Raw genomic sequence first — 24,176 nt, forward strand, 5'->3', positions numbered from 1 at the left:
TCAGACTGCATCGCTTGCCACCTCCACGGTCAGATCGTTGCCGACCCTGCGCCTAGCGCCATCGGCCATGGCGCATGCCGCCCTGGCCGCCGCGTGCTCGGCATGGAACTGCCGAAGTCTTGTCCGCACGCGCTCGCGGATCTCGGGCGAGCGCTCTGTTTGCGACGAAGCCGGGTTCAATGCCGCGGTGATCTCGCGCTTGCGCGCCAGTTCGGCCCGCGTCGTCGCAGCCTCGCGCCGCGCCAGCGCCGCCAGCACCGGAGGCTTCGGAATGGTGCCGAGCAGCACATTGGCGTTCTCGGCATAGTCGCCTCGGATCAGCTTCTGCGTGACGACCGAAAGGCCGCAGGCCGGCACGCCACATAGGGCGTAGCGGTAGACCGGCAGCAGCTTCGCCGGCTCGATGCCCGCCGGCATGGTCATGCCGGCCGCCTGCATCGCGCTCAGGCTGCGCAGGATCGCATCGTCGCCGGCTGGCGCCAGCCGTTCAGTGAGCGCGGTAATCTCGCGGCTCAAGGTCGAATGTCGGTGTTGTGTCGGTAGGTTCATCATTGTCTCGGTTTCCATTGAGTTCGCGCTCTATCGCGTGTCGGCACGCCCGCTGATGGCGGGCAAAGGCGCTTTCGCGCGGCGGCGCATGAGGTCGGTGGCTCTTGCGCGGCCCTTTGGCGTTGCGCATCCAGTTGCGCCACGTGGCAGGCCAGTCGAGCTTGGCCGCGTCCCGTCCGGATTTCGCCGTCCAGTAGTCGCGGAATTTTTCAAGCTCCGTCTCCACCTCGGCCGCACCGAAGCCGAGCCGCGCGGCAAAATCCCGGTCCGGCTCGAACTGCTCGGGAAGCCGCACGGCGCGCTTGTGAGCGGGCAAACGGTGCTCGCGCTGAAGGGTTTGTGTGTTGTCGGGAGAGTTAATTTCTTTAGGGGGTGTGGGGGACCTTTCTTTATCAGAGAGGGGTGTCGCGTTCGTCGCCGTGAGCGCCTGTGACGTCACGTGAGCGCGACGACGCTGCTGCCGTTCGCGATCGCTCGCCCGCCGCCTGTCGATATCGGATTGCAGCCCGGCTTCCGCCGCCCGCACGGCGCAGAGGATCATCTCCGGCGTCGCACCGCTTTCAACCAGGGCTTCGACGATCGATGTGATGTGCATCGCCTAGCCCTCGACTACAGTCGCGGGGATCCGCTGGCCGAAAACCCGACCTGCAAAGGTCACAGCTGTCGGCAACAGCGCCGCCATCGCGAACCTTGGCGCAGCCAAACGCCGTCCCTTGGCCACACACGGCCCATTGCACAGAACGCCCGCCGAAGGGCTGGCGGCATCGTGCAACGCCCGGTCCGCCCGGCGCTTGCCGCAAGGGGCAGAGGCCTGCACCCTGCCTTCGCCCTGCGCGAGCGCCAGTCCGCGGCCCGTGCCCCGGCCCCTCTCCCGGCCTGGGCGCCAGCCGGCCAAAATCAACCACCATTGCCGCAATGCCGGCTGCCTCGCGCACGCCCGTCCCGTTAATGTTTCTTCCCGCATTCCGTTGTCTCCTCTTTGTGTGTCGCGCGGGCAGGCCTCGCCCAAAACGACGATCGCCCTACCGTGTGCAACGCACCTGATCTGATTGACTGCCGCGCGGCGCCGGCACGCCGCCCCCCAGGCCACGATTGAAAGGCCACGATCGAAAGCCGCGATCGAAAGCGTTCGCCCCGGAGGCGCCGTCGCCGGGTCCCGCCAAGATCGCTGCCGATCGCGGGCCCGCCACAGTGGCCTTAGGGGCTAAGCCAAGGGGCCGCCGGAAAGAGACATAACGCCCAAGCCGTCATCGCCGCTCGACTGTGCCTGCACGACTCCCGGCATCGCCATCGAAACCGGCGAGCCACGCAGAAACGCGACACGTTACAGTGCGCCTGCCAACGGCGCATGCCGGGCGGCGCGCCCGGGCGCCTCTCCCCGTCCCCCGCAGAACCGCGTATCCTCACGCTTTCGGGCCGTGCCCATGTCGGCGCGCGTGATCGCCCTCGTCTCGCCGCCTGCCACGGCGCTGGGCCGAGCGACCGGCGCGCGCTGCGCCCCGCTTTGCCTGATGCAATTCCCCTGACAATCATCGGTTCACTCCAGCATCCGTTCAGTCATCGAAAAGGCGAAGCACTTGAGCGCCCATCGGTTGCATTCAGGCCGCTCGGATCCAGGGACCCGGCCGAAATACCGGGCTTTCCGGGTGGTATTGACTTGCTCGCTTCCGTTCATATCCTATCAATAATAGGAACAGTTTCGTTTATCAAGAGGAAAAATCCTATTGGACGTAGGAAGCGAAATCTGGGATGCCAGCATCATGGATCAGTTGCGGCGCCTTATCCGGGAAGCAGTCGAAGCGAAGAGGACGACCTACAAGGATCTGTCCGTCGCGATCGGGAAGAACCACGCCTATATCCAGCAATTCGTCGAGCGCGAGAGCCCCCGCGAGCTGCGTGAGCGCGATGTGCGCGCCATCACCGACCTGATCGGCGTGGCGCCGGACGCCGGCGCGCCCGGCCAGCCGCGCAACATCACCGGCTTCAATCCCCAGATCGTTCCCGGCGAGCAGCTCGTCGGCCATCGCGACCTGCCGATCTTCGTCGCCGCCCAGGGCGGCGATGGCCATGTGATCGTGACCTTCGATGCGGTCGAATACGTCAAGCGCCCGTCCGTGCTCGAAGGGGTCAAGGGCGCCTATGGCATCTACCTCACCGGCACCTCGATGATCCCGGCCTATGAACCCGGAGACATGGCGCTGGTGCATCCGCACCTGCCGCCCGCCCGCGACAAGGATGTCGTGCTCTATCACGTGCCACCCGCCAACGATGCCGAGGCGATCATCAAGCGCCTGGTATCGTTCAATGACCGGGAATGGACGCTGAAGCAGTACAACCCCTACCTGGAGTTCACCGAGAGCCGGGTGGAGTGGTCCTTCTGCCACCGGGTCGTGGGAAAATACAGCGCCCGCTGAGGCGCGCCATTGGCGTCACGGAGCGTGCTCAAGGCGAAGATCGAAACGGTCACGCGCCTGGAAAAGAAAATTAAATCAACAATATGCGGCACATAGTACTTTTGTCGGAAACCGGAAGCACCTGACATCGGCGCTGCAAGAGCAGGCAGCCGTATCGCACGACAGCCCTCTTCCCGGACATCTCGACGCCAGCCCGGACTAGGCGGCAGGACGTGCCCGCCACCCCCAAAAAAGGCGCCGCCGGTCCGGCGCCATCGATCGAACCCCTCTGCCGATTCGGCGAAAAGCCGGCCACCAGCCCGGACCGCGTTTTCCGGCGCACCCGGACCGGCGCGCAACGCGCCCTGCAACGCTCGACACTGGATACATCCGGATCAACAAACGGAAGGGACCGAGCCCATCGGGACTGGCAACGCGATCCTCGCCCGGGCTCGGGCAAGCATTCAGGCATAGCGCCTGCGCCGCGCCGCACAGGTTGCCCGGCGCATGACCTCAATCGCCTCGCGCACGCCTTCGGCCGCTACGCGGCCATGATCTCCTGCATCTCGCTCGGCAGGTCGCCGCCGAGGTAAAGGATGGTCGCATCCTCGAACTCGCCGGTTGCAAGATCACCTGTACGACTGAACGCCACGACACCCACCTTGGTCGACGCCAGCCTCTCGGCAAGCCGGAGCGCGTGGTCGGCTCCCGTCGCCTGCACCGGAGTGTCGGCAAGCAAGGCGCCCCGATTTCCCCGCGTAAAGCTCTGAACGACGAAGTATGTGACCATGTCATGCTCCTCTCCGCCACTTGCGATGGCAGCCTTAAGCTGGCGCAATTTGGCGAACAAAACAAGAACAAATCAGAGGCTATCGACAGCCCAGTCATAAAAATCCTGCCGGATGTAAATTTCCTATTGACCCATCAATAGGATTTTCCCTATCATGCAGCCAACAGTTGAAACCGTAGCCGAGGGGCGGCGACAGATGGCAGTTGCCATCGCCTCGCCTCGCCGCCGTGCATCAGGGAGAAGGCATGACATCGACCAGTGGCAGCAGGTGCCCGCCCCCCTTGACCCAGAGCAGCGAGGTCATCCTCGTGGTCTCCACCTTCGGGCGCGGCAGCTTCATCGAAGAAAGCGATTGTTTCGGCGCGACCTACGCCACCGCCGCCGATTGGCTGAAGACACATGACGGAGAGCAGGCGGTCCGACTGATCCGTTTCGATCTTGACGCCCTCTCCGGCGAAGACATTTCGGAGACCGTGGCCGACGCCTGGCTCGACGGTTTCGACAGGACGCCGGACGAGGAACACCTCGTGCCCATCTTCGTGCGCACCTCCGAGGCCTGGGAACGATGGCGTGCGGATTTCGAGGCAGTGCCCGGCGGCCCTCCTCACACCGCCCCCTTCGGGCAGCGGGATCACGGCACGCTCAACCACCGCCAGCAATTTGGAGCTTGAGGCCGCGATGACCGTCTCGCTCGACAAATCGGCGCTCTTTGCCGCCATGGAAGCGTTCTGGCAGTCGGAAACGGGCAACGACAGGGGTGTGGAGGCGGCCGTCTCCACCTATATCGAGCGAATGGGCCTTGCCCCCTTCCACGAGATGGCCACCCGCAAGCGCGCAGCCCTTGCTGCGGCCACGGCGCGCCGGTGATCGCCCACACAATCTTTCGTGGCAAACCCGTCGATCACCGCGTAATGTCAGGATGTCCAGTCGCCCGTCGTTCGGGCGCAATCTTTCCATCCCCTGGCGCGACCATATCCGGACCCTTCATGCCCATCCGACAAGCCACCATGACCGACCTCGAAAGTCTGGTCGCCCTCGACACCATTGCCGCCACCTCGCCTGAGCGGCAGGCGCATATCCGGTCCTGGATCGACGCCGGTTCCTGCCATGTCGTTGAAACCAACGGCATCGTGGCCGCCTATGGCGTCCTGACCTACCATTTCTTTTCCACCGGCTTCATCGAACTGATCATGGTCGGCGCGCAGTTTCGCCGCCAAGGGCATGGTGCGGCGCTCGTTGCGCATTTCAAGGCGATCTGCCAGACACCGAAACTCTTCACATCGACGAACCTGTCCAATCAGGGCATGCAGACGCTGTTGCGTTCGGCCGGCTTCCGCACCAGTGGTTACATCGACGATCTCGACGAGGGCGACCCGGAAATCGTGTTCTGCTTGCGCGCCGGATAGGCGTTCCCAACGCATCCCTTTCGCCTTGATCTGGCCTTGCGCCTTTGACATCACTTTCGTCCCGGTCAACGGAGGAATCCCATGGAAGTCGCAGAGCGCCAGACCCCCTATTTCAGCCAGTGGGAAAGCCCCGACATGACGCTGGCGGTGCTTTCGCAAGGGGCAGCAGCACTGCACCGCGATCCGCTCTGGCGCAATTCCGGCGCCGAGACCATTGAGGAATATGCCCGCTGGGCCGTGAATGTCTGCGGCATGGCCTGCCTGAAGATGATCCTTGCCGCGCGCGGCGAGGTGCATCCGATCCTCTCGCTTGCGCGCGCCTGCACCGGCTATGGCGGCTATGTCGTCAATACGGCCGACGCCTCGATCAAGGGCTTGATCTATGCCCCGTTCGTCACCTTCGTCGCCGATCGTTTCGGACTGTCAGCCGAAACCTTGACGAATGTCGAGACAGCGGACATTCCCGGCGTGCTCGCCCGGCGCCGCTACTTCATCGCCTCGGTCAGCAGCGCGGTCAGATGGCCCGAGCGCGAGCCGCCGTCGAAGGGCGGGCATCTGGTGCTGGTCACGGCCGCCTCGGGTGATCGCGTGCGTTTTCACAATCCCTCCGGCCATGACCCGGCCAGCCAGAGCGATGTCGACATGCCGCTTGCCACCTTCGATCGCTTCTTCGCCAATCGCGGCATCGCCGTCGACGCGTGATCCCACGGGCCGGCTGCAACCTACCCAATATAGGCAGGCAGCATTCACGTGCATAAATGCTAATAATAAAGCGGGGCAGGAATCGAAGGGGAGTTTTTCCATGCCGCGCCTGGCACAATTGTATTTCAAGACGGCCATCGTCTTTCTGATCATCGGCATCGCCATGGGCCTGCATATGGCCATCGGGCAGGATCATAGCGCGATCGGCGCCCATGCCCATGCCAATCTGCTAGGATGGGTCACGATGGCGATCTTCGGTGGCTATCACGCGCTGAACCCGGCCAAGGCGCAAAAGCGCCTGGCGATGCTGCAGTACTGCGTCTACACCGCCGGCGTCGCCCTGCTGGTGCCGTCGCTGTATCTGATGCTCACCGGCAGCCCGCAGCTCGAGCCGGTCGTCGCCATCGCGTCGATCATCACGTTCGTCGGCGTGCTGATGTTCGCGGTCATCATCTTCGGCAGCGGTGAAACCCGCTCGCGCCCGACGGCCGTGCCCTCGCGCTAGCCGCAGGGCTGCTGGCCTTCGCCCGCGCAGATCGGCGCCATCAGGAAAAAGGCGCGCCGATACCGCACTTCGGGCGGCCATGCCGGGCCTGCCGCAGCGGTGCGTGCGGCGTCGCGTTCCTCATCCTTGAACCGTGGCGCGCGGCGACACTCGACACCTCCCAAAACTTGGCGCACTCTGGATTGCATCCGCTCGAGAGGACTTCATGATCAGGTTCACGCAAAAAAGCGGAGCCCCGCTTGATCTAGACGCAAGCCGGGTGCTGCGCATCCGCCGGTCCGACCCGCGCCTCGACGACGATCTCGGCAACACGCTGATCAATGCCGACGCGACCTTGTTTGCCCAGGAGGAAGCGGCCGGCGTTGCCGCCGCCGTCAAGGCCGAGCTGCCGTCGCTCTATCGTTTCACCCATCGCCTGGGCGCGCCGGTATGGGTCAATCTCCAGGCGGCCAAGGGGCCGATGCCGCTTGCGCCCAATCACCACGTGCCCGGTCTCAGCTCGGCGCTCGATATCGGCGGCAAGCGCCAATATGTGCGCGAAAGTCCCGAGGAAGTCAGAAGCGCGATCGCAGCTGCCGGCGGCGATGCCCAGCCCATTCCCGAAGAAGGGCTCTGGGTCCAGGGACGCGAGACCCTGCGAGAAATCCTCGGCAGCCTGGAAGCCTGGGACGAGGAACTGTCGACCCTGGAATAGCCGGCCAGGCGTCGTGTCGACCCCGCGCCGGCGCCTCGGCTTTTTTTATTTTGCCAGGCGTACCGGAATCGCGGAATCGGACCTTCCCCAGCGGCGGGACCGCATAGTATTAACCGTACCGCGCAGTACGTTCCATTATGGCCTGCGCTTCCCCGCACCTGAGCCATTTTGGGTGCTTGCTTGCCCCGCCATCGCGCGGGGCTTTTTCTTGTTCGGAAATACCGGCTGATCAATCGACCTTGAAAACCGCATCGCCGACGAAGACGATGACATATTGCCCTGTCGTTCCGGGCTGGCGCGCCCAGCTCGAAAGCTGCTGCGCATAGGGCTCGCGTTTCCACATGTCGGGAAAATCGGGATCGACCAGCACGGTGATCTGCGGCCCCTGCCGGTAGATCATCATGTGCGATTGCGCCGGATCCCACGCGGGCAACAGCGCCTCATCCGTCATCCACAGACAGAGGAAATCCCGGCAGAGCTGCGGCCGCTGCTCGTAGATGCGGCAGCCCTGTCCCTCGATGCAATTTCGGCACCATTCATTGGCCGGCTTGTCCAGCGCGTCGATATCCGGCAGCCGGCAACAGAGCGTGCAGGTGCCGCAGGCGCGGTTGACAGGAGAGATCTGTTGCATGGGCGCGTCCGTATCATCTCGAACGCGCCGGCAACAGAAAATTCAACCGCGCCGATGCGAGAAACGCCGTCACACGACGGCGCTACCGGCCATGAACGCCAGCACCAGGAAGATCAGGAAGATGATCAGGGCGATATAGAACAGGATCTTGGCGATCCCGGCCGTTGCCGCCGACACGCCGGAGAAGCCGAGAAAACCGGCGATCAGCGAAACCACGAAAAAGATGAGCGCCCATTTGAGCATAACGATACCCTCGTTTCGAGTTGTCGCTACAAGAAGTCCGAACGCGCTGAAAAGTTCCCGCAGGCTGGATGCCATTCGCGACAGATCCCGGCTTTGCCTGCGCTCAGGCGACGGGTCGCCGGTGCCTCATGCTGCAGGCTTAGTCAGGGTGCGCGGCCGATACTTCCATAGGGCTAATGTCCCGTCCCCTGCCCGCATTGTAGGATGCGCCTGTTGTTTGCGACCTTGGGGGCGGCAATGTTTCTGCAACGGACCGAAATTCGCGAGCCGACGGTCGAGCTGCGGGAATTCGTCGGCGAAGGCAGGGTCGAGATCGACGAGCGCATCCTCTTCGACGATGAGGGCTCCCATATCGTCCTGCTGCTCGAGATCCTGGAAGGAGACGTCACCTTCACCCTGCGCGGACCGGATGTCGAGAACCTGGCAAGGGGCGGCGACGATCGCACGTGGCTCTATGTCATGCCGCCCGCAAGGCGCGCCTATGATGCGTTCCTGGAAGTGCGCGCCCGGGCCGGCAGCCGCTTCCGCTTCATCATCGCCCGCATCGGCAGCACATTTGCCGACGTTGCGGGCGAATTGTCCTGCCGCGCCTGCAAGGAGGTCTGCAAGCTGCTGGTTTCCACGGTTCTCGCCTATGTCGGCGTCTCGCGCCCGGATGATCTCGCGCCCGGCGATCTCCTGCAGATGACCGCGCAACAGTCGCAGCATCTCGACGAGGCGCTGAGCTATGCCGGTGTCTACGGACCGCTTGCCGACGGCGCGATCGGAACCTTCCTTTCGCTGTTCACCGATACGATCAGGGGCATCGTCTGGTCTGCCCTGCAGGCGGCACGACAGGTGTTCCAGCCGTCCGACCGGATCTACGCCGCCGCCTGCGTGCGCCTCGGCTGCTGCCCCCGGGGGTAAGACGCCGTTTGCGCCAGAAAAAACCTCGCCGACCGGAACAGGTTGGCGAGGTTTCTATCTGTTCCATCCAGGGGAAGGCCCGATCCGGATGGTGGAGCGGGGGACAGGCGGGCCTTCGTACTTGCCATTGAAACGCCGCTGCGGCGCTTTGGTTCCGGTCGCGCGGTCCAACCCCTGACGCCTCACCTGCCTAGACCTTCAAGCGCTCGGCCCGCTGCTGCAGAAATGCGGCGTCGGACGGCGAAGCGGCAAGCGCGATCGCGGTCGCGTAGGCCCTGGCAGCCCGGTCCGCGTCGCCGGACCGTGAGAAAAGCTCCGCCCGCGCCGCATGATAGGGCTGGTAGTCGGCAAGCTCGCCGGCCAACCCATCGAGCGCCCGCATCGCCGGCTCCGGCCACCCGGCCTCAAACAGCGCCACCGCCCGGTTGAGACGGATGACGGCGGTCGGTTCGAGCCTGAGCAGGCTGTCGTAGAGCAGAACGATTTGTGCCCAGTCGGAGGTCTCCCCCTGGACATGGCAGGCCGCGATCGCCGCCTTGATCTGGTAGGGCCCCGGCGCGCGGCGTCGCATGGCGACGTCGATCAGCCCAAGGCCTTCGTCGATCAGCGCGCGGTTCCACCGTGTGCGGTCCTGTTCGGCAAGCGGCACGGTGACGCCGTCGCCATCGATGCGGGCGCGGCAACGGGCATGGGTGATCAGCACCAGCGCCAGGCACCCCTCGATCTCGGGATCGTCAGGGCGCAGCCGATCGAGCATCCGGCACAGAAACACCGCCTCCTCGGCCAGATCGCGGCCCTGCCCCGGTCCCGCGGCATAGCCGGCGGTGAAGATCAGATAGATGACGGCCAGGACCGATTGCAGCCTTTCGGCCCATTCCTCCGGCCCCGGCACGGCATAGGCGATGCGCGCCGCCGCGATCTTGGCCTTGGCCCGCGACAGCCGCTGCCCCATAGTCGGCTCGGCGTCGAGAAAGGCCCGCGCGATCTCCGTGGTCGACAGGCCGCCGATCGTACGCAGTGTCAGCGCCACCCGGGACTTCGGCTCCAGCGCCGGATGGCAGCAGGTGAAGATCAGTCGCAACCGTTCGTCGGGGATGTCGTCCGGCTCGTCGGCCGCCTCGTGCGGTACGAGCGGCCGCAGATCGACCGATTTGCGGATTTCGGATTTGTTCTTGCGGATGCGGTCGATCGCCTTGCGATAGGCGGCCTGCAACAGCCAGCCCTCCGGCGCGTGCGGAACGCCGTTGCGGCCCCAGTGGGAAACGGCCGAAACAAGGGCGTCCTGAAGCGCGTCTTCGGCCAGCTGAAAGCTGCCGAGCCTGGCGATCAGCGCCGCGATCAGCCGCCCCCGATCGTTGCGAACCAGGCCATCGAGGGCCCTGGTCGCGGCAACGGCACCGGAGACGGCTGATTGCATGTCACTGCTCCACCAGTAAGGGCTATTCCGCGGCGGGATTGTAATCCATCAGCGGGCGGACCTCGACGGTGCCCCAGGCGACGGATGGCACCAGGGCCGCATAACGCAACGCGCTGTCGAGATCGGGAACCTCGATGACGTAATAGCCGCCCAGATGTTCGCGCGTCTCGGCAAAGGGACCATCCATCGTCTCGACCTTGCCTGCGCGCACGCGCACCGACGTTGCCGTCTCGACGCCCTGCAGCCCCTCGCCCGAAACGAGCACGTTGTCGGCCTTCATCCGCTCGTTCAGCGCGAAAAAGCCGCCCATCATGGCTTCGAATTCCGGCGTGCCATAGGCCGGTTCGAGCGTCGGGTCGTTATAGATCAACAGCATATACTGCATTTTCGTGTCTCCTCTCGTTGCGGTTATGGCCGTTTGGGCCTGCAGCGGCAACGTCGCTGCGATCGTGAAGATGAGTGAGGTCAGCAAAAGAGCGCGGCGCCGGAAAAGGCGAGCGGAAGCATCCCGAAAAATCAGGGTCATGAACGGCTCCATTCTTTTGGCTGGTTGGGGATCAGATCCCGGTGAGGATCCGGATCAGCGCGATTGCAAGGATCGCCACGGCGAGAATGTTGGTGCCGTTGCCCAGATAGCGCAGCGGATGTCCGGCATTGTCGACCGGCAGGCCGAACGGATGGGCAAGCCGCCCGATGATGAGAAGCACGCCGGCGGCATGCAGCCACAGCGCATCCGTGCCTTGCGCTTCCGCCAGCACCATCAGCACAAGCACGAACGGCACCCATTCGATGAAGTTGCCGTGCTGGCGGATCCGCTGCAGCAGCTTGGGGTCGCCCCCATCGCCGATCGAGCAGGAAAGAGCCGTCCGGGCCGAACTGACCCGCATCCAGAGCACGAACCAGATGGCGCTGAGCAGGAGGGCATAAAGGGAAGTCGTCGCAAGTGTCATGGAAATATCACCGGTTTGAGTTGTCTACGGCCCAAGAACGCAAGCCATTCCCGGATTTCGACATGGCGCAGAAAATTTTTTGAGAGAACTGAAAAGAAGGATGGAAGGCTCCCCGCAGCCGCGTCGAGCACTCGCCATTTGCAGCCGGCCTGGCCGCGCCGGGACCATGCTCCGTCGAGGGTCATGCTCCACTGGATCGCTTCTCCCGGCCGGCGCGCGCCGGTCAATTCTTCGCTGAAAATGCCTTGAAACAGGATCGGTTGCAAGGACGCAAACCCATACAACCCGATTGTTAATGGGCAATTACGCAGGCCGAAAATGAGCAGTGCGATACGACCACAAGTTGGCTATTCTCCGCACAATCGACGGAGGAGCGAAAATGAGCGACCAGCAGGCAAACGACCCATTCGATGGCCCACAAATGCAGGGGACGCGTTACGAGCGTGCCGATCTGTCAGGCGCTGACTTCGACGGCGTAAATCTCGCGGACGCACGATTTCACGCTGTTTTGACGAACGCAAAATTCATCGACACCAACTTGTGCGAAGCGGAATTTGACGATGTGAACCTTGCGGGAGCACGGTTCGATAACGTCAATCTGTCCGGAGCCGCTGTCACGAATGCAAATCTGTCGCGACTAACCATAAGCGGTGTCACATTGGCCGATTCGGACATCAAGGATGCCGATTTGACCGGAACGCGGATCAATGGAGTTCTCGTTACCGATCTATTCGAGGCCTATAACCAGGCGAAAAGCTGACGATCAGATGTCCGCATGGGCCACAGGCAGGCAAGGTGGCAGTTGCCACAGAATGCCTCAAAAAAGCCCCACCAGCCGGGGCCGATGGGGCAGAGGGACCGTTTGATGGAAAACGGCCATAGGTGGTTCAGTAATAGGGCGACATGCACTGCGCCCTGACTCCGGCTCTCGGCACGTAGGTGTTGTCATAGGGCCGATAGCTGCGGTAGCGCTGCAGGCACCAGTCGACATGGGCGGAACTGTACTCGCCCTGGACTGGACGGTATTGCGGCTCGCGATACTGCGGTTCGCGATACTGGGGCTGGCTCGCGATCGCGCCGCCGATGAGCGCGCCGGCGCCGAACGCCGCCAGCGGATACCACCAGCCGTCGTCGCCGCGGCGATAGCCCGGACGGCGATCCTCATAGCCGCGATAGCCGTTGTAATAGCCGCGCCGCCTGTCACCGCGATCCCACTGGCGATCGTCGCGCCGGTACTGCACGGCCTGAACGTCCGCCTGCGAAAGCACCGGGCTCTTGGGGATGGCGAGCGGCGCGGCCTGAGCCGGCACCATGCCGGACGCCGCCGTGATCACGGCGACAAGTGTGAGCAAACTCTTCTTCATGACATTCCTCCGGAAACCTCTGTTTCGCATCTGCGCATGAGGACCAAACGCCAGGGCGCGCCAATGGTTCCTGACAGTCCGGGCGATCGTCGCGGCGGCACGGAGAGACTGGAGGAGAAAAAGCGGTCGTCGCACCGGCCGTCGAGGCGCGCGCCACAGCGGCCGAATCCAGCACCGATTTCAACGGGAAACGGGCCGGAAAACGTCGGGGGATGCTGATGGAAGGGTGATACGGAGCCCTGGACTCGATCTGTCCGGCGGCGAGAGTGTCGTTTGACGTCGAGCCATGGCGCTCAGGCTTGCACAGCCTGAGGCAGACGCTCCGTCTCGACGACTTGTCCCGCCATGGCTACTTTATGGTCACGCCGAGTTCGGGGGATCCTTCGGTCGACCAGCACGAACAGGGTTCGCCAGCCGGGCCAGCGCCGTAGCTGCACTGCTTCTTCGGCGTCTTGCACTGTCTCGGGCTGCGCGCATCCGCCAGCACCTTGGCCTCGGCCTCAGCCTGAGCCTTGGCCTTCCGGCTGCTCGCAGGCTTGGCCTTGGCCGCCTGGCTCAGATGGGCCTTTTCAACACCTGGGCGCGCGCTCCCCGACGGGCCTGTTTCGCTGCAGGACGAAACAAACATGAGGGCGGCGATGGCAAGGGCAATTCCAGCAACGATCTTCATGAACATCCGGTAATCCGCCCGTCGAAAATTTTCAAGATGGGTCGTGCGTGGATTTTTGCGCCGCCCTCAGACCCACGTCGCAACTCAAAGCCACCTCGCCTGTTGGCAGAACGCCGCAACGTGTGCGGATCTTGAATACCTGCATAGATTGTCTTACGACGCGCAAGCAACTTGCGCAACGTGAGGGCATGATGAATTTCCGCCTCGTGGCCGCCAGCATGGTGATCGGGCTTTTCTGCACGATCGCACTCTACCTGTTTGCGCCGCACACGGCGGCAAAGCCGCGCACGGATGCCGAGTACCGGCAGGCCGTGAGCGCCCTTATCAAGCGCCCCGGCGCAATCGACAAATGGCTCGACGGGTGCATGCCGCTGTTCGCACCGCTCCCGACCGCAGCGGCCGAGGATATCTGCCGACGGATGTTGACGGTGCTCGCCGATGGCCGGCTGAAGATGAGTGAAATCTACGACCACAAGGATGCGTTGGCGGTCGCGGTCATCGAAAATGCCGAGCGCCGGCCACTGCCCGTCAATCGTCCCTAGCCCCAGCATCCAAGGCCCGCGCCGATTGCCACCGATCGGTTGCACGCCGCGTTCTCCCATCGGAAAACGGCCGTCGCCTGCCGACGCCTGTCGCTCAAGCCGGAATGCCGAATCACACAGTCGAATGCGCGAACGTATTTATCTCGCGGCAAGCCGATGACACTGGCCAGCGGTGCCGAGAAAAACGCCTGAGGCGAAGTCGATATTGAGGTTGGTAGAAGTCTCACCAGGGATTTGTTTTGGTGGGTGATCACGGGCTCGAACCGTGGACCCGCTGATTAAGAGTCAGCTGCTCTACCAACTGAGCTAATCACCCATCCGGACCGCTTCGATATCTGTCGCGAACGACCGTGAGAAGAAGACAATCACGAAGTTGATGCGAGGTTCGTACAAATCTCGCCAAGTCGTTGTTTTGGTGGGTGATCACGGGCTCGAACCGTGGACCCGCTGATTAAGAGTCAGCTGCTCTACCAACTGAGCTAATCACCCATCCGGACCGCTTCGATGTTCGTCGCTGCGGTCTGGAGGGGCGTATAAAGGCGTTCCCTCACCTTGTCTAGCGCCCATTGTAAAATTTCTGAGAAAAAATTCCAGAGGCCTGGAAAACCGGCTTTTTCCACAGCAACGATCTCAGACTGCCCCCGAACCTGCGGTCGCAACGCGCCCCGAGCTCCGAAACATTCCGCTATCCGCTTTGCCGGACCTCAAAAAAATTCTGCGTCAGAGCAAAAGTTCGCCGGCGGCCATCTTCACCGCGTGGCCGCCGATGCGCGCCGAGTTGATCTGGCCGGCAACCACGTCGAGATGCAGATGGATGAAGGACGGGCGACCCATTTCCACCCCCTGCTCGATCAGGAACGGATGGTGGCCGTCGACCAGCTGGTCGAAATGATGGATGGCTCCGGAAAGGGCTGCCGCCGCCGAGCCCGTTGCCGGATCCTCGGTGATGCCCATCTCGGGCGCGAACATGCGGGTATGAAAGCGGGCGGTGTGGTTGATGCCGCCGCGACAATAGAGATAGGCCGATGCGAGCCGCCCTTCGGCAAGCGGCGCCAGTTGCTCCCAGCGCTGCGGATCGAATTCGACGTTGGCTGCGGCCGAAACGTCGTGCAGCGGCACCATGACGAAAGGAACGCCGGCGCTCCAGAAAGACGGCGCATGGTTTTCGAAGCCGATCTGCGATGTCTTGAGGCTCAGCGCGTCGGCGAGCGCCTGCCGGTCGAGGCGGACGTCGAGGCGGGCGGATTTGCGCGGCAGGTCGAACTCGGCAAAGCTCGCCTCGCCCGGCTTGATGCGCACGGCGCAGCGCACCGGCCCCACCTTCTCCTCCAGCACCTGGACGAGATCGGCGCTCTCCGTCGATCCGCCATGCGCGGCCTCGGCGATCGCCACGGCGGCGCCGACCGTCGGGTGTCCGGCAAAGGGAAGCTCATGGCCGGGTGTGAAGATGCGCAGCCGCGCCGTATGCGCCGCCCCGCCCGGTCTGCGGATGAATACCGTTTCCGAAAGATTGAATTCCTGCGCGATCGCCTGCATCGCCTGATCGTCGAGCGCATCCGCCCCGAAGACGACGGCCAGCGGATTGCCCTCCAGCCGGTTCTGCGTGAAGACATCGTAGATCGCGTAACTGAGCGGCATCTATTTCCCCTTGCGCATATACTTCGCCACGAACTTGCAATGCCATTGCGCGGGCGGCAAGCGCAAAAAACACCGCCAGCCGCCCCGCCCACCGTTCTCGATATGCCGCTGCCGCGCCCGATCGCGCCTGCGGCCGCCATGGGCTTGCGCCGGTTCACCGGCAGCCGCATCGCTTGCGCCGGCCGCTGCCGGTGACGGAAAAGTGATCGCTGCCGATGACGGGGCTCGACCGGACGTTGCTTTTGGTGTTGATCTCACGCCTGCCGTAACTCCCCCTCTCGCCGGGGCATATGAGGCACCACGCAGGGAGCCGTCGAGCAATGCACGAGATCCGATCTGAAGACGAGGTTCTGAGGCATGGGACACCCGGGATGGCGCATGCCGGTCGTACCAAGGCTTTGAATCCGAAGCGTCATTTCCTCCCCGGCTTCGCTTTGCCTGGCGAAACGGCACGTTAGCCGATGCAGCAGCTGGCGCGACCGAGGGACGACCGGACGATCTGCTGGGCGCTGGGGCTTGCGCTGCTGTTGCACGCCCTCGCCTTCGTCGCCCTTTCGCGCCTGCCGCCAGAGACCATGGCCTTGCCGGCCGCCGAAGGCAGCGTCGACGTCGAGATCGTGGCGCAAATGCCGGAAATGCCGAAGCCGCCGCCGCAAACCGCTGAAGCGACCAAGAAGGCAGGCGAGCCGAGCCGGAGCGAGCCAGAGGCGCGGGCAGTGTCCGACGGGCAAGCCACCACACCCGTTGCGGGTCAACCGGCCGCAAGGCAGCCGGATACGGCGAATGCTTCCGCGAGGCAAACGCCCACGGAACAACCGGGATCGTCGGCAGCGGGCATGATCCGGGCCGCAAAGCTTTATTCGAAGGACGTGCTCGCCGCGCCGCGCAGCCGACAGGCGCGCAAGGGGCTGGCGCAGCTCGACCCGCAAGAGCGTGTGGTGCAGCTCTGCAATCTCGAAGCGATGGAACAGGTCCAGCGCTGGAAGGCCGATTTCGAACCAGACTTTGTTGTCGCCTACGCTCTTGGCCGCGTGAAGATTTCAGGCGGAACGCTGACGGCCAGCGGCGCGGCGTTTCGCAGCAAGCGAAAATGGTGGCGCATCGCCTATTCCTGCACGGTGACAGCCGATCGCGATGCCGTCGTGGATTTCGCTTTCAGGGTCGGCGACGCCATCCCCAGCACCCGATGGCAGGACCTCGGGCTTTCCGTCGCCGACGCCGACGACTGACACCTGACAACCGGCGGCCGGCGGCGCGCGACTTTCCACCGGGCCCACCCCCGTCATGATCCATCTCGGCTGCCATGTGCGCAACGCCCGCTTGGACGCCCCGCAAAGAGAGAAAGCCAGATGCGACGGTGCATGAAGGCACGCACGGAATTCCTTGAATCGATTCAAGGAATTGCTGGCTCGCACGTGGCTCGCACAAACCCGATCGCCGGCAACGGCACCTGCCTTCCACATCGCCGATCTCGCACATGTCCGCCCCGCCGAGACAGCGCAGATTCGCCCCTTGCGCATTGATGCCGAGCGCCCTCGTCGGCAGCCTGAGCGATGCAGTCGTGAAGTCGCGCGATACGCCGCCTTGCGCCTGTAAGCGCCTGTCAATGCAATGTCCTTGACACATACCGACCGTTTGGTATGTTGAGAACATGCCCAGACCGACCAGAAACGCCCCAGAACGCGGCAATGCCAGAATCCGGCTCCTCGAGGCGGCGCGCGACATCATCCGCGCCAAGGGGTTTGCCGCCACCAGCGTCGACGACCTCTGCCGCGCGGCGGGTGTCACCAAGGGCGCGTTCTTCCACCATTTCGCCGGCAAGGAGGCGCTCGGCGTCGCTGCCGCCGAGCACTGGGCGGAAACGACCACCGCCTTCTTCGCAGCCGCGCCGTATCACGCCCCACCCGACCCGCTTGCGCGCGTTCTTGCCTATGTCGCCTTTCGCAAGGCGATCATTGTCGGCGAGATCGCGGAATTCACCTGCCTGGTCGGCACGCTGGCGCAGGAGGTTTATGCCAGCGCGCCCGACATGCGCGATGCCTGCGGCCGCAGCATCTTCGGCCACACCGCCACGCTCGTGGACGATATCGAGGCCGCGCGCCTCGACCGCGGCGTTGCCGGCAACTGGACGGCCGAAAGCCTGGCGCGCCACACGCAGGCGGTCATCCAGGGCGGCTTCGTGCTTGCCAAGGCCGGCAACGATCCGGAGCTGGCGCGCGAGAGCCTTGACCATCTCGACCGGTACATCCGGCACCTGTTCCACGTCACCTGAGGAGGATGCGACATGAGCGATGCCACCCACATCGGATGCGCCTGCGGACAGACACTGCTGAAGGTAGAGGGAGCGCCGATCCTGGTGTCGGAATGCCTCTGCGACAGCTGCCGGGCGGCCGCAAGCCGGCTCGCTGGCTTGCCCGGCGCCCGCAACATGCTGACGTCCTATCAAGCCACCCCGGCGGCGGAATACCGCAAGGACCGGATCACGATCGTCTCCGGCGAGGAAAACCTCAGCGAATTCCGCCTCTCTCCGGACGCCGGCTCACGCCGCGTCGTCGCCACCTGCTGCAACACGCCCATGTTCCTGGAGATGAAGGGCGCCCATTGGCTGAGCCTCTACCTGCACCTCTGGCCCGCCGACACACGGCCAAGGGCAGAGCTGCGCACCATGGTCGGCGACCTTACCGACACCTCCCGGCTGCCGAAGGACATTCCCAACCTGAAGACCCACACCGTGTCCTTCTATGCCAAGCTGCTCTGGGCCTGGATCGCCATGGGCTTCCGCAACCCGAAGATCGCGATCGCCCGCAAGGTCGAGGCCTGACGGCGAAAGGCGGGATGGTACAGGGCCGTGCCCCCGCCTCGCTTGAAGCTGCCTTCGTGGCGTTGAACAAAGCCGGCTACCCTTTCTGGATCCGGATGCGCCCGACGCACCTGTAATGCCGCGCCGGGACGATGCGCATTGCGCCCATCCTCCGGCCATGCCATGTCCCGGCCATGGACAAGACCACGACATTCCCGCTCTCGTTTTCCGGCTATGAAATCGAAGGCTTGACCGAGGCGGACGCACAGCGGCTGCTACCGCTCTATCAAAGCTGCTCGGATTATGTGGTGCTGGAGCGCGGCCACGGGCCGGACGCTGCCATCGCGCTCGAAGAGTTTCAAAGCTTCCCGCCTGATCGAACCGAGGCCGACAAGTTCGTCTTCGGCCTGAAGGCGGCCACGGGCGCGCTCGTCGGCATGCTCGCCTGCGACCGCGATTACCCCAGGGAGAAATCCTGGTGGATCGCGCTTCTGATGATCGACCCGGCCGTGCGCCGGCACGGCGTGGCCAAAACCCTGTGCGAGGATTTCTTCCGCTTCCTGAAGACACAAGGGGCCGACCGCGTCGAGCTCGCCGTCTTCGAGGAGAACGTGGCCGGTCTTCGCTTCTGGGAGAGCCAGGGCTTTAACCCGGTTCGAACCGCAGGGCCGGTCGATATAGGGACGAAGCAACACAGCCTGCAGGTTCTTGCTCGGCAGCTGTGAGTGGCTCGACGCTGCCAAGCTCACCCTCCAGCCTCCGGACAGTTGCCGCGACCGCGGCAAGGCCCGACCAATGCCGACCCCGGCATCCAACTCGGCGCCCCCAGGGCTCACCCCTTGCCGTCGAACAGCCAGGTGAGGATCGGCAGGATGAAGGGCGGGTAGTTGTGCGCCTCCGGGTCCGGGCCCCAGATGGCGATCGCCTCGTCGATCTCCGGTTCGGGATCGCCGGCGATGTGGGCTGCCACCTTGTCGACCAGCGCCTCGGCCGTTTCAGCGACGTGATAGAGCCGAAAAACGGTGACGGCCCGGCCCATGTGCAGCACGTGGTAGCCCGGTTCGGCTATCGCCTGGTCTAGGTCGATGCCGGTCTCCTCCAGCGCCTCTCGGCGGATATTGCCGGCGATGTCGCAGCGCCCGTCGACGATATCGTCAGGCTCGAGCGAGCCCGAGGGGCTGTAGACGCGCGCCGGATTGGCCGTGTGCGACCCCATGCGCACCAGGATCAGGGCACCGTCCGAAGACACGATCACCGGCATGGCAAACAGATGAAAGGCCGCGTCCGTGCGGGTCTTCCGCCACCACAGGAACGTCGAATAGGGCACCACATGCCCCTCGCCCACCACGCGACCATCAGCGATGCGCAGCGCCCGCTGCAGCACCATGCGCCCGTCGAAGAGATGCGGGTTGGCGGCAATCTCGCCCCGCCAGTTTTCCCGGGCTGCCCCCACCTGATCGAGGTGGAAGGGATGCGGCGCGTCCTCGACGCGGATATCGACGCCCGAGATCGCCACGATCTCGCCTTCGTCGGGCCAGTCGGCAAAGTTGCTTTCGAATGCGTTCATGATCACACGTCCAGCGTCATCGCCACGGGGCAATGGTCGGAGGCCTTCGGCCTATCCCAGCCGGTGCGCGGATAGCGCTCCACCTCCTGGCCCGGCGGAAAGATGGTGCGGAAAGGCTGGCCGCCGCGGATGATCTCCGGCACCCGGCCCTCGTTGCGCCGGGCGAGCGCCGGCGACAGCCAGATGTAGTCGAGCTGGCAGAGGTGCCGCTCCTGCGGCCCGCGGCTGTGAAACAGCGTCCAGCGATCGAGCACCGGCCGGCGCAGCATCGGATTTTCGACGAAACCGTCCGCCGTCAGCGCGTCGAGCGCGCTTTGCTCCTCCTCGCGCGGCACGAACTCGTAGCCGTTGCGCCGGTCGCCGAGAATATCGACCTTCTCCTGGTAGTCGTTCATGTCGCCGCAGATCGCAAACATCTTGTCGGCCGTATGCCCGCGGCCGAAGCGGCTCTCGATGATGTGGCGCACCGCCTTCGCTTCCGCCTCGCGCACCGGCATGGTCGCCTGTCGCCCGTCCATCCCGTCGCGCGCCGGCCCCATGGATTTGAAATGCACCACATAAAGCGTCAGCGGCCGCCCGCCGATGCGCAGGTCCAGCTCCAGACAGTCGCGCTTGAAGATCCGGTCGTTCGGCCGGTTGTTGGACGCCAGCGCATCGTTGAAGATGTCGAGATCCGCATAGGTCAGCCCCGCATGGCTTTTCACCTCAAGGCACTCGATGGGCTGGCCGTCGCGCGTTTCCTCGCGCATCAGCACCGCGACATCGATCCCGCGCGAATCATTGCCTTCGATCAGGTATTTCTGGCGATAGCCGTTGCCGACCATGCGGAAGAGATAGTTGTATTCGAAGGCCTGCAGCGACGCCATGTTGTCGGCCTCCTGCAGGCAGAGGATATCCGCATCGCAATCGGCAATCGCAAGCGCGGACATCTGCCTTGTGTCATCCGTATGCGCGATCGTGCGTGCCTCCTCCAGCCGCTGATACTCGGCCTCCGTCTTCACCTCGAAGAGCCTGAGCACCCGATCCTGCTTGAGCTGGTTGCGAAAGCCGGAAAAATCGAAGCGGCTCATGAGATTTTCAATATTGAAGGTGGCAAGGCGAAGGGACATCAAGCAATTCCATGACTGAAGTGTCGCGGAGATTAGGCATTGAGCCGCAAATGTCGAGGATGATTTGGCCGGGGGCGGCCGCGAGGAAGGACGCCGTGCCGGAGGCTGGCATTGACGCCGTGGCGCCCTGTGTCTTCTGTTGACATATAAGGGGCAGCCCATAAGCTGCGCGCACGCCTTTGAGATCGATACCGTTTTCCGGAGACAGGGATCATGCAGGTGCCCCGCAGACACGTAAGGCCTAGCGCATGAGACGTTTTCTGCTCGTGAGCCTCGCCCTTTTCTTTTCGGCCCTGGCGACCACCGCCGCAACGCTCGACACCATCGCGAAGCGTGGCACCCTGCGGATCGGTTACATCGCCGATCAAGCGCCATTTTCCTCCGCGGAGCCAGGGGCCGAGCCGGTGGGATATGCCATCGACCTCTGCCGCAGGATTGCCGACGAGATCGAACATCAATCTCCGCAGCTGAAACGCGAGTTTGTCGAGATGACGCTTGCCGGCGGCTTCGATGCCGTCGAGAATGAAGATATCGACCTGCTTTGCGGCTCCATCACCGTAAACCTGAAGCGGCGGGAAATCGTCGATTTCTCGCAGCCGATCTTCCTCACCGGCGCGAGCGCGCTGCTGCGCAAGGATTCGCCCGAATACCTGCAGGCGCTCTTTCGCACCGCACCGGCCATTCACGCCGTCAGCGCGCGCGCTGCCACGAACGTCATCGGCATGCGCGCCAACACCACGACGGCGGGCACGCTTCGCGAGCAGCTCGCAGTCCAGGAATCGACGACCAAGCTTGCCGATTTCGAGACCCATGAGGACGGGCTCAGGGCGCTGGAGGACCGACGCATCGATGCCTACATCGCCGATCAGGTGCTGCTCATCAACCTTGCCAAGCGGGCGCGCGATCCTTCCTCGCTCGCGGTCGGCGATCGCCTGATCACGCATGAACCCTATGCGATCGCCTTGCGCCGCAACGACGCCGACTTCCGTCTGCTGGCAGACCGCGCGCTGACGGACTTCTACCTTTCGGACGAGTTTCTGCCGCTGCTGGAGAGCTATTTCGGAGCCGAAGCGCCGATGTTGCACACGCAAATCATCATGCAACACGTGCCATAGCGGCGTGTGCGGCGGGCGGATACCACGCCAATCGGAGAGCGTCCGGTCGGAAGAAGCAAGGCTGGCGCCGGTCGCGCGCAGCGCATGGTCGTTGAACAAATCCTGGAACGCGTCGGGATTATCCCCCCCGTTACATCTCCGGCAGGCCGGCCTTTCTGAAGCCGTCGACAAAATGGTCTCGTACCGTTGCATCGCGCAGCGGCTGGGAGTTCAGCCAATGGCCGATCGTGAAATGAGGGTGGGCGATCAGGAACAATTCTGCTTCGCGCCGTGCCTCCTCGCGGTGCCCCAGCTGCGCAAGCGTAGCCGCCAGGAACTTGCGTGAGTTGGTGCGATAGGTGTCTTTCCGGCGCAGTGTAGCGGTTGCCGCCTCGTAGTCGCGCGCGGCGTATTGCGCCTGCCCAAGATGACAAAGATACCAGCAGGCCGGATAGGGATTGAGGCGCAGCGCTTTTTCGATCTGCCCCAGTCCGTCGGCCACCCGGCCGTCGAGCACGGACATGTCCGACATGGCGGCCCAGGTGTCTGCGTGGTTCGGGTCTAGCTCCAGCGCCTTGGCGAAGGCGGTCTCCGATTCCTCCCATCGCCGCTCATAAGCCAGAATGGTCCCCAGGATGTAACGGCAGCCGGCATCGTTGGGATCGAGGTCGATCGCCTTCTGCGCGAGCGTCACCGCCATCCGGCGGTTGGGATCTTCCGGCTCGCCGAAATGCGTCCAGGCAAGCCAGCGGTTGTAGGCGAGCAGACCCACCGCCTCCGCATAGGATGGCTCGAGCTCGACCGCCCGCTGAAGCAGCAGATGGGCCTCACGCTCGGTTTGCGGCGACTCTTCCGTCAGCAGGCGGGCGCGCACGCACAGCTCGTATGCCTCGAAATTCTTCGGCCGCTTGCGCTGCGTCGGGATGGTCAGCCGGCCGACAAGGGCGTCGACAATCTTGGCGTTCACTTCATCCTGTAATTCGAAAACATCTTCCACCGTCCTGTCGAACCGGTCGGCCCACAAATGCTGGCCGCCGAGCGCATCGATCAACTGGGCATTGATGCGCACACGGCCCATGGCGCGCCGGGCGCTCCCCTCAAGCACGTAGCGGACGCCGAGTTCCTGGGCGACCAGCCTGATGTCGACCGGCTTGCCCTTGTAGCCCTGCACGGAATTGCGCGCGATGACGAACAGGCCGGCAGTGCGGGAAAGGTCGGTGATCAGGTCTTCGGTCAAGCCATCGACGAAAGGCGCGTCCGCTTCATCCCCGCTCATGTTCGTGAACGGCAACACGGCGATCGAGGGACATTCGGGCAGCGGCAACTTGCTCTGCAGCGCATCCGGCCAATGCCATACGTGGACCGGGCGCGTGAGGTTCTTCAGGTAGCGCTCGCCCGCATCGAAGAACCGCTCGCCGATCTTGCCGACGATCTCGCCGTGAACCTTGGCTGAGATGCAGATGCCGCCCGGTTCGGCCTGCGTCTCCAGGCGCGCCGCGACATTGACGCCGTCGCCGAGCACGTCCGACCCGTCGTCGATGACATCGCCCAGATTGACGCCGACACGCAAAAGCAGGCGCCGGTCTGCGGAAGGCCCGACGGAAACTTTGGGTCGTTGCATTTCCAGCGCCGCTGCGACCGCGTCGACCGCGCTCCCGAATTCGATCAGGAACCCGTCGCCCATGACCTTGAAGATACGGCCGTTGTGGCGCATTACGGCTGGCTCGATAACGCCGGAACGCAGTTCCCTGAGGCTCGCCAGCGTTGCGACTTCATCAGCCTCCATCAGGCGTGAATATCCCACCACATCGGCAACGACGATGGCGGCAAGGCGACGCTGAAGAGATTGATCCGTCATGTGAGGACAAGCCTAACGACCGAATTGGCAGGGTATTGTTCGACCGCAGGTGAGTCAACAAGTGGCACGAGGCGTGCCCGGGCGATCTCCACCTCCGTCACGCGGCCATCCCTGCTTGTGACCGACGCCGCCGAAGCGGGCGACGCCCTTGCCCCGGCGCATGCGCGCCGCCGCCGAAACGGGCCCAGGCGCAATTCCGACCGCTTGACAGTCGAACGAGCCGACAATAGAGACGCATGCAGGTCCACAGGGTGACCTGCCGCTCGCATGGCGTTATCGCCAGTGGTTAACCCCTGTCTTGGACGTGCTGATCGCCATTTCCCTTAAGGGGGCAGTTGGAGCGATGGC

The 24,176-nt window shown here is 63.9% G+C and carries 30 protein-coding genes and 2 tRNA genes; 15 read left to right on the forward strand and 17 right to left on the reverse strand.

Translation table 11 applies throughout. The features are described 5' to 3' along the window. Together RTP54_RS10950 and RTP54_RS10955 are read right to left on the reverse strand one after the other, a co-directional pair. On the reverse strand, nucleotides 1-516 hold the full coding sequence (locus RTP54_RS10950) for a hypothetical protein (RefSeq protein ID WP_312362563.1): 516 nt from the start codon (nucleotides 514-516) through the stop codon (nucleotides 1-3). Continuing rightward, complete coding sequence (locus RTP54_RS10955; protein WP_312362565.1) at nucleotides 488-1,144, reverse strand: hypothetical protein; 657 nt, start codon at nucleotides 1,142-1,144, stop codon at nucleotides 488-490. Before RTP54_RS10955 ends, RTP54_RS10950 begins: the two co-directional genes overlap by 29 nt. A gap of 1,129 nt (nucleotides 1,145-2,273) precedes the next feature. Between RTP54_RS10955 and RTP54_RS10960 the strand changes: the two genes are divergently transcribed. Further along, nucleotides 2,274-2,963, forward strand: coding sequence for a S24 family peptidase (locus RTP54_RS10960; protein WP_312362567.1), 690 nt, complete (start codon nucleotides 2,274-2,276; stop codon nucleotides 2,961-2,963). Between the two features lie 520 nt (nucleotides 2,964-3,483). Here the strand turns inward: RTP54_RS10960 and RTP54_RS10965 are convergent. Then, nucleotides 3,484-3,732 (reverse strand): hypothetical protein, encoded by a 249-nt coding sequence (locus RTP54_RS10965; RefSeq protein ID WP_112810940.1) that lies wholly within the window; start codon nucleotides 3,730-3,732, stop codon nucleotides 3,484-3,486. Between the two features lie 245 nt (nucleotides 3,733-3,977). On the opposite strand from RTP54_RS10965, the gene RTP54_RS10970 reads away from it, so the two are divergent. The 6 genes from RTP54_RS10970 (at nucleotide 3,978) to RTP54_RS10995 (ending at nucleotide 7,039) form a co-directional block, all read left to right on the forward strand. Next, entirely contained in the window at nucleotides 3,978-4,403 is a 426-nt protein-coding gene (locus RTP54_RS10970; RefSeq protein ID WP_312362571.1) for a hypothetical protein, read from the forward strand. Nucleotides 4,404-4,410: 7 nt separating this feature from the next. After that, nucleotides 4,411-4,599: a hypothetical protein gene (locus RTP54_RS10975; RefSeq protein WP_312362572.1), complete on the forward strand. Its 189-nt coding sequence runs from the start codon at nucleotides 4,411-4,413 to the stop codon at nucleotides 4,597-4,599. A 119-nt stretch (nucleotides 4,600-4,718) separates the two neighbouring features. Beyond that, nucleotides 4,719-5,138 carry a GNAT family N-acetyltransferase gene (locus tag RTP54_RS10980; protein WP_312362574.1) on the forward strand — a complete coding sequence of 140 codons (420 nt, stop codon included), beginning with the start codon at nucleotides 4,719-4,721 and terminating at the stop codon, nucleotides 5,136-5,138. Between the two features lie 81 nt (nucleotides 5,139-5,219). Continuing rightward, nucleotides 5,220-5,840, forward strand: a complete 621-nt coding sequence (locus RTP54_RS10985; RefSeq protein ID WP_112810936.1) for a C39 family peptidase — start codon at nucleotides 5,220-5,222, stop codon at nucleotides 5,838-5,840. Nucleotides 5,841-5,940: 100 nt separating this feature from the next. Next, the gene (locus RTP54_RS10990; protein ID WP_112810935.1) at nucleotides 5,941-6,345 is read left to right on the forward strand and encodes a hypothetical protein; all 405 of its coding nucleotides are present in this window, start codon (nucleotides 5,941-5,943) and stop codon (nucleotides 6,343-6,345) included. A gap of 205 nt (nucleotides 6,346-6,550) precedes the next feature. Next, on the forward strand, nucleotides 6,551-7,039 hold the full coding sequence (locus RTP54_RS10995; RefSeq protein WP_312362577.1) for a hypothetical protein: 489 nt from the start codon (nucleotides 6,551-6,553) through the stop codon (nucleotides 7,037-7,039). 229 nt (nucleotides 7,040-7,268) lie between these two features. On the opposite strand, the gene RTP54_RS11000 is transcribed toward RTP54_RS10995, so the two are convergent. Together RTP54_RS11000 and RTP54_RS11005 are read right to left on the reverse strand one after the other, a co-directional pair. After that, the gene (locus RTP54_RS11000; protein WP_312362578.1) at nucleotides 7,269-7,670 is read right to left on the reverse strand and encodes a hypothetical protein; all 402 of its coding nucleotides are present in this window, start codon (nucleotides 7,668-7,670) and stop codon (nucleotides 7,269-7,271) included. Between the two features lie 69 nt (nucleotides 7,671-7,739). Then, nucleotides 7,740-7,913 (reverse strand): DUF1328 domain-containing protein, encoded by a 174-nt coding sequence (locus RTP54_RS11005; protein WP_112810932.1) that lies wholly within the window; start codon nucleotides 7,911-7,913, stop codon nucleotides 7,740-7,742. A gap of 237 nt (nucleotides 7,914-8,150) precedes the next feature. On the opposite strand from RTP54_RS11005, the gene RTP54_RS11010 reads away from it, so the two are divergent. After that, on the forward strand, nucleotides 8,151-8,819 hold the full coding sequence (locus RTP54_RS11010; protein ID WP_112810931.1) for a hypothetical protein: 669 nt from the start codon (nucleotides 8,151-8,153) through the stop codon (nucleotides 8,817-8,819). 190 nt (nucleotides 8,820-9,009) lie between these two features. On the opposite strand, the gene RTP54_RS11015 is transcribed toward RTP54_RS11010, so the two are convergent. The 4 genes from RTP54_RS11015 to RTP54_RS11030 all read right to left on the reverse strand — a co-directional run bounded on the left by RTP54_RS11015 (nucleotide 9,010) and on the right by RTP54_RS11030 (nucleotide 11,452). Beyond that, nucleotides 9,010-10,236 carry an RNA polymerase sigma factor gene (locus tag RTP54_RS11015; RefSeq protein ID WP_312362579.1) on the reverse strand — a complete coding sequence of 409 codons (1,227 nt, stop codon included), beginning with the start codon at nucleotides 10,234-10,236 and terminating at the stop codon, nucleotides 9,010-9,012. Nucleotides 10,237-10,258: 22 nt separating this feature from the next. Next, nucleotides 10,259-10,621, reverse strand: a complete 363-nt coding sequence (locus RTP54_RS11020) for a YciI family protein (RefSeq protein ID WP_112810929.1) — start codon at nucleotides 10,619-10,621, stop codon at nucleotides 10,259-10,261. A gap of 172 nt (nucleotides 10,622-10,793) precedes the next feature. Next, complete coding sequence (locus tag RTP54_RS11025; protein ID WP_112810928.1) at nucleotides 10,794-11,186, reverse strand: MAPEG family protein; 393 nt, start codon at nucleotides 11,184-11,186, stop codon at nucleotides 10,794-10,796. After that, complete coding sequence (locus RTP54_RS11030; RefSeq protein WP_162719428.1) at nucleotides 11,183-11,452, reverse strand: hypothetical protein; 270 nt, start codon at nucleotides 11,450-11,452, stop codon at nucleotides 11,183-11,185. The genes RTP54_RS11025 and RTP54_RS11030 overlap by 4 nt, the downstream gene beginning before the upstream one ends. Before the next feature lie 113 nt (nucleotides 11,453-11,565). On the opposite strand from RTP54_RS11030, the gene RTP54_RS11035 reads away from it, so the two are divergent. Further along, nucleotides 11,566-11,946, forward strand: a complete 381-nt coding sequence (locus RTP54_RS11035) for a pentapeptide repeat-containing protein (RefSeq protein WP_112810927.1) — start codon at nucleotides 11,566-11,568, stop codon at nucleotides 11,944-11,946. Nucleotides 11,947-12,073: 127 nt separating this feature from the next. Here RTP54_RS11035 and RTP54_RS11040 read toward each other — a convergent pair whose 3' ends face one another. Then, entirely contained in the window at nucleotides 12,074-12,550 is a 477-nt protein-coding gene (locus RTP54_RS11040) for a BA14K family protein (protein ID WP_112810926.1), read from the reverse strand. A 349-nt stretch (nucleotides 12,551-12,899) separates the two neighbouring features. Next, entirely contained in the window at nucleotides 12,900-13,226 is a 327-nt protein-coding gene (locus RTP54_RS11045) for a hypothetical protein (protein ID WP_112810925.1), read from the reverse strand. Nucleotides 13,227-13,411: 185 nt separating this feature from the next. Here RTP54_RS11045 and RTP54_RS11050 point away from each other — a divergent pair, with 185 nt between their 5' ends. Next, on the forward strand, nucleotides 13,412-13,762 hold the full coding sequence (locus tag RTP54_RS11050; RefSeq protein WP_162703622.1) for a hypothetical protein: 351 nt from the start codon (nucleotides 13,412-13,414) through the stop codon (nucleotides 13,760-13,762). A 240-nt stretch (nucleotides 13,763-14,002) separates the two neighbouring features. Here the strand turns inward: RTP54_RS11050 and RTP54_RS11055 are convergent. From RTP54_RS11055 to RTP54_RS11065, 3 genes are all read right to left on the reverse strand, one after another. Then, nucleotides 14,003-14,078 (reverse strand) — tRNA-Lys (locus RTP54_RS11055). 97 nt (nucleotides 14,079-14,175) lie between these two features. Continuing rightward, nucleotides 14,176-14,251: transfer RNA gene (locus RTP54_RS11060), tRNA-Lys, on the reverse strand. 231 nt (nucleotides 14,252-14,482) lie between these two features. Beyond that, a complete protein-coding gene (locus tag RTP54_RS11065; RefSeq protein ID WP_312362585.1) occupies nucleotides 14,483-15,400 on the reverse strand; it encodes a PhzF family phenazine biosynthesis protein in 918 nt (305 codons plus the stop codon). Nucleotides 15,401-15,861: 461 nt separating this feature from the next. Here RTP54_RS11065 and RTP54_RS11070 point away from each other — a divergent pair, with 461 nt between their 5' ends. From RTP54_RS11070 to RTP54_RS11085, 4 genes are all read left to right on the forward strand, one after another. After that, a complete protein-coding gene (locus tag RTP54_RS11070) occupies nucleotides 15,862-16,629 on the forward strand; it encodes a DUF930 domain-containing protein (RefSeq protein ID WP_312362587.1) in 768 nt (255 codons plus the stop codon). Between the two features lie 422 nt (nucleotides 16,630-17,051). Further along, nucleotides 17,052-17,672 carry a TetR/AcrR family transcriptional regulator gene (locus RTP54_RS11075; protein ID WP_312362588.1) on the forward strand — a complete coding sequence of 207 codons (621 nt, stop codon included), beginning with the start codon at nucleotides 17,052-17,054 and terminating at the stop codon, nucleotides 17,670-17,672. Nucleotides 17,673-17,684: 12 nt separating this feature from the next. Continuing rightward, nucleotides 17,685-18,221 carry a GFA family protein gene (locus RTP54_RS11080; RefSeq protein WP_312362590.1) on the forward strand — a complete coding sequence of 179 codons (537 nt, stop codon included), beginning with the start codon at nucleotides 17,685-17,687 and terminating at the stop codon, nucleotides 18,219-18,221. A 173-nt stretch (nucleotides 18,222-18,394) separates the two neighbouring features. Beyond that, nucleotides 18,395-18,925: a GNAT family N-acetyltransferase gene (locus RTP54_RS11085; protein WP_312362591.1), complete on the forward strand. Its 531-nt coding sequence runs from the start codon at nucleotides 18,395-18,397 to the stop codon at nucleotides 18,923-18,925. Between the two features lie 107 nt (nucleotides 18,926-19,032). Here the strand turns inward: RTP54_RS11085 and RTP54_RS11090 are convergent, their stop codons facing one another. Continuing rightward, entirely contained in the window at nucleotides 19,033-19,767 is a 735-nt protein-coding gene (locus RTP54_RS11090; protein WP_112810917.1) for an NUDIX hydrolase, read from the reverse strand. Between the two features lie 2 nt (nucleotides 19,768-19,769). After that, a complete protein-coding gene (locus RTP54_RS11095) occupies nucleotides 19,770-20,876 on the reverse strand; it encodes an endonuclease/exonuclease/phosphatase family protein (RefSeq protein ID WP_112810916.1) in 1,107 nt (368 codons plus the stop codon). 248 nt (nucleotides 20,877-21,124) lie between these two features. Between RTP54_RS11095 and RTP54_RS11100 the strand changes: the two genes are divergently transcribed. Continuing rightward, nucleotides 21,125-21,991 (forward strand): amino acid ABC transporter substrate-binding protein, encoded by an 867-nt coding sequence (locus RTP54_RS11100; protein WP_312362596.1) that lies wholly within the window; start codon nucleotides 21,125-21,127, stop codon nucleotides 21,989-21,991. A gap of 130 nt (nucleotides 21,992-22,121) precedes the next feature. Here the strand turns inward: RTP54_RS11100 and RTP54_RS11105 are convergent, their stop codons facing one another. After that, the gene (locus RTP54_RS11105) at nucleotides 22,122-23,828 is read right to left on the reverse strand and encodes an adenylate/guanylate cyclase domain-containing protein (protein WP_312362598.1); all 1,707 of its coding nucleotides are present in this window, start codon (nucleotides 23,826-23,828) and stop codon (nucleotides 22,122-22,124) included. Nucleotides 23,829-24,176 lie beyond the last annotated feature (348 nt).

This window comes from Ensifer sp. (genome assembly GCF_031989085.1).
Lineage (GTDB): Bacteria > Pseudomonadota > Alphaproteobacteria > Rhizobiales > Rhizobiaceae > Ensifer.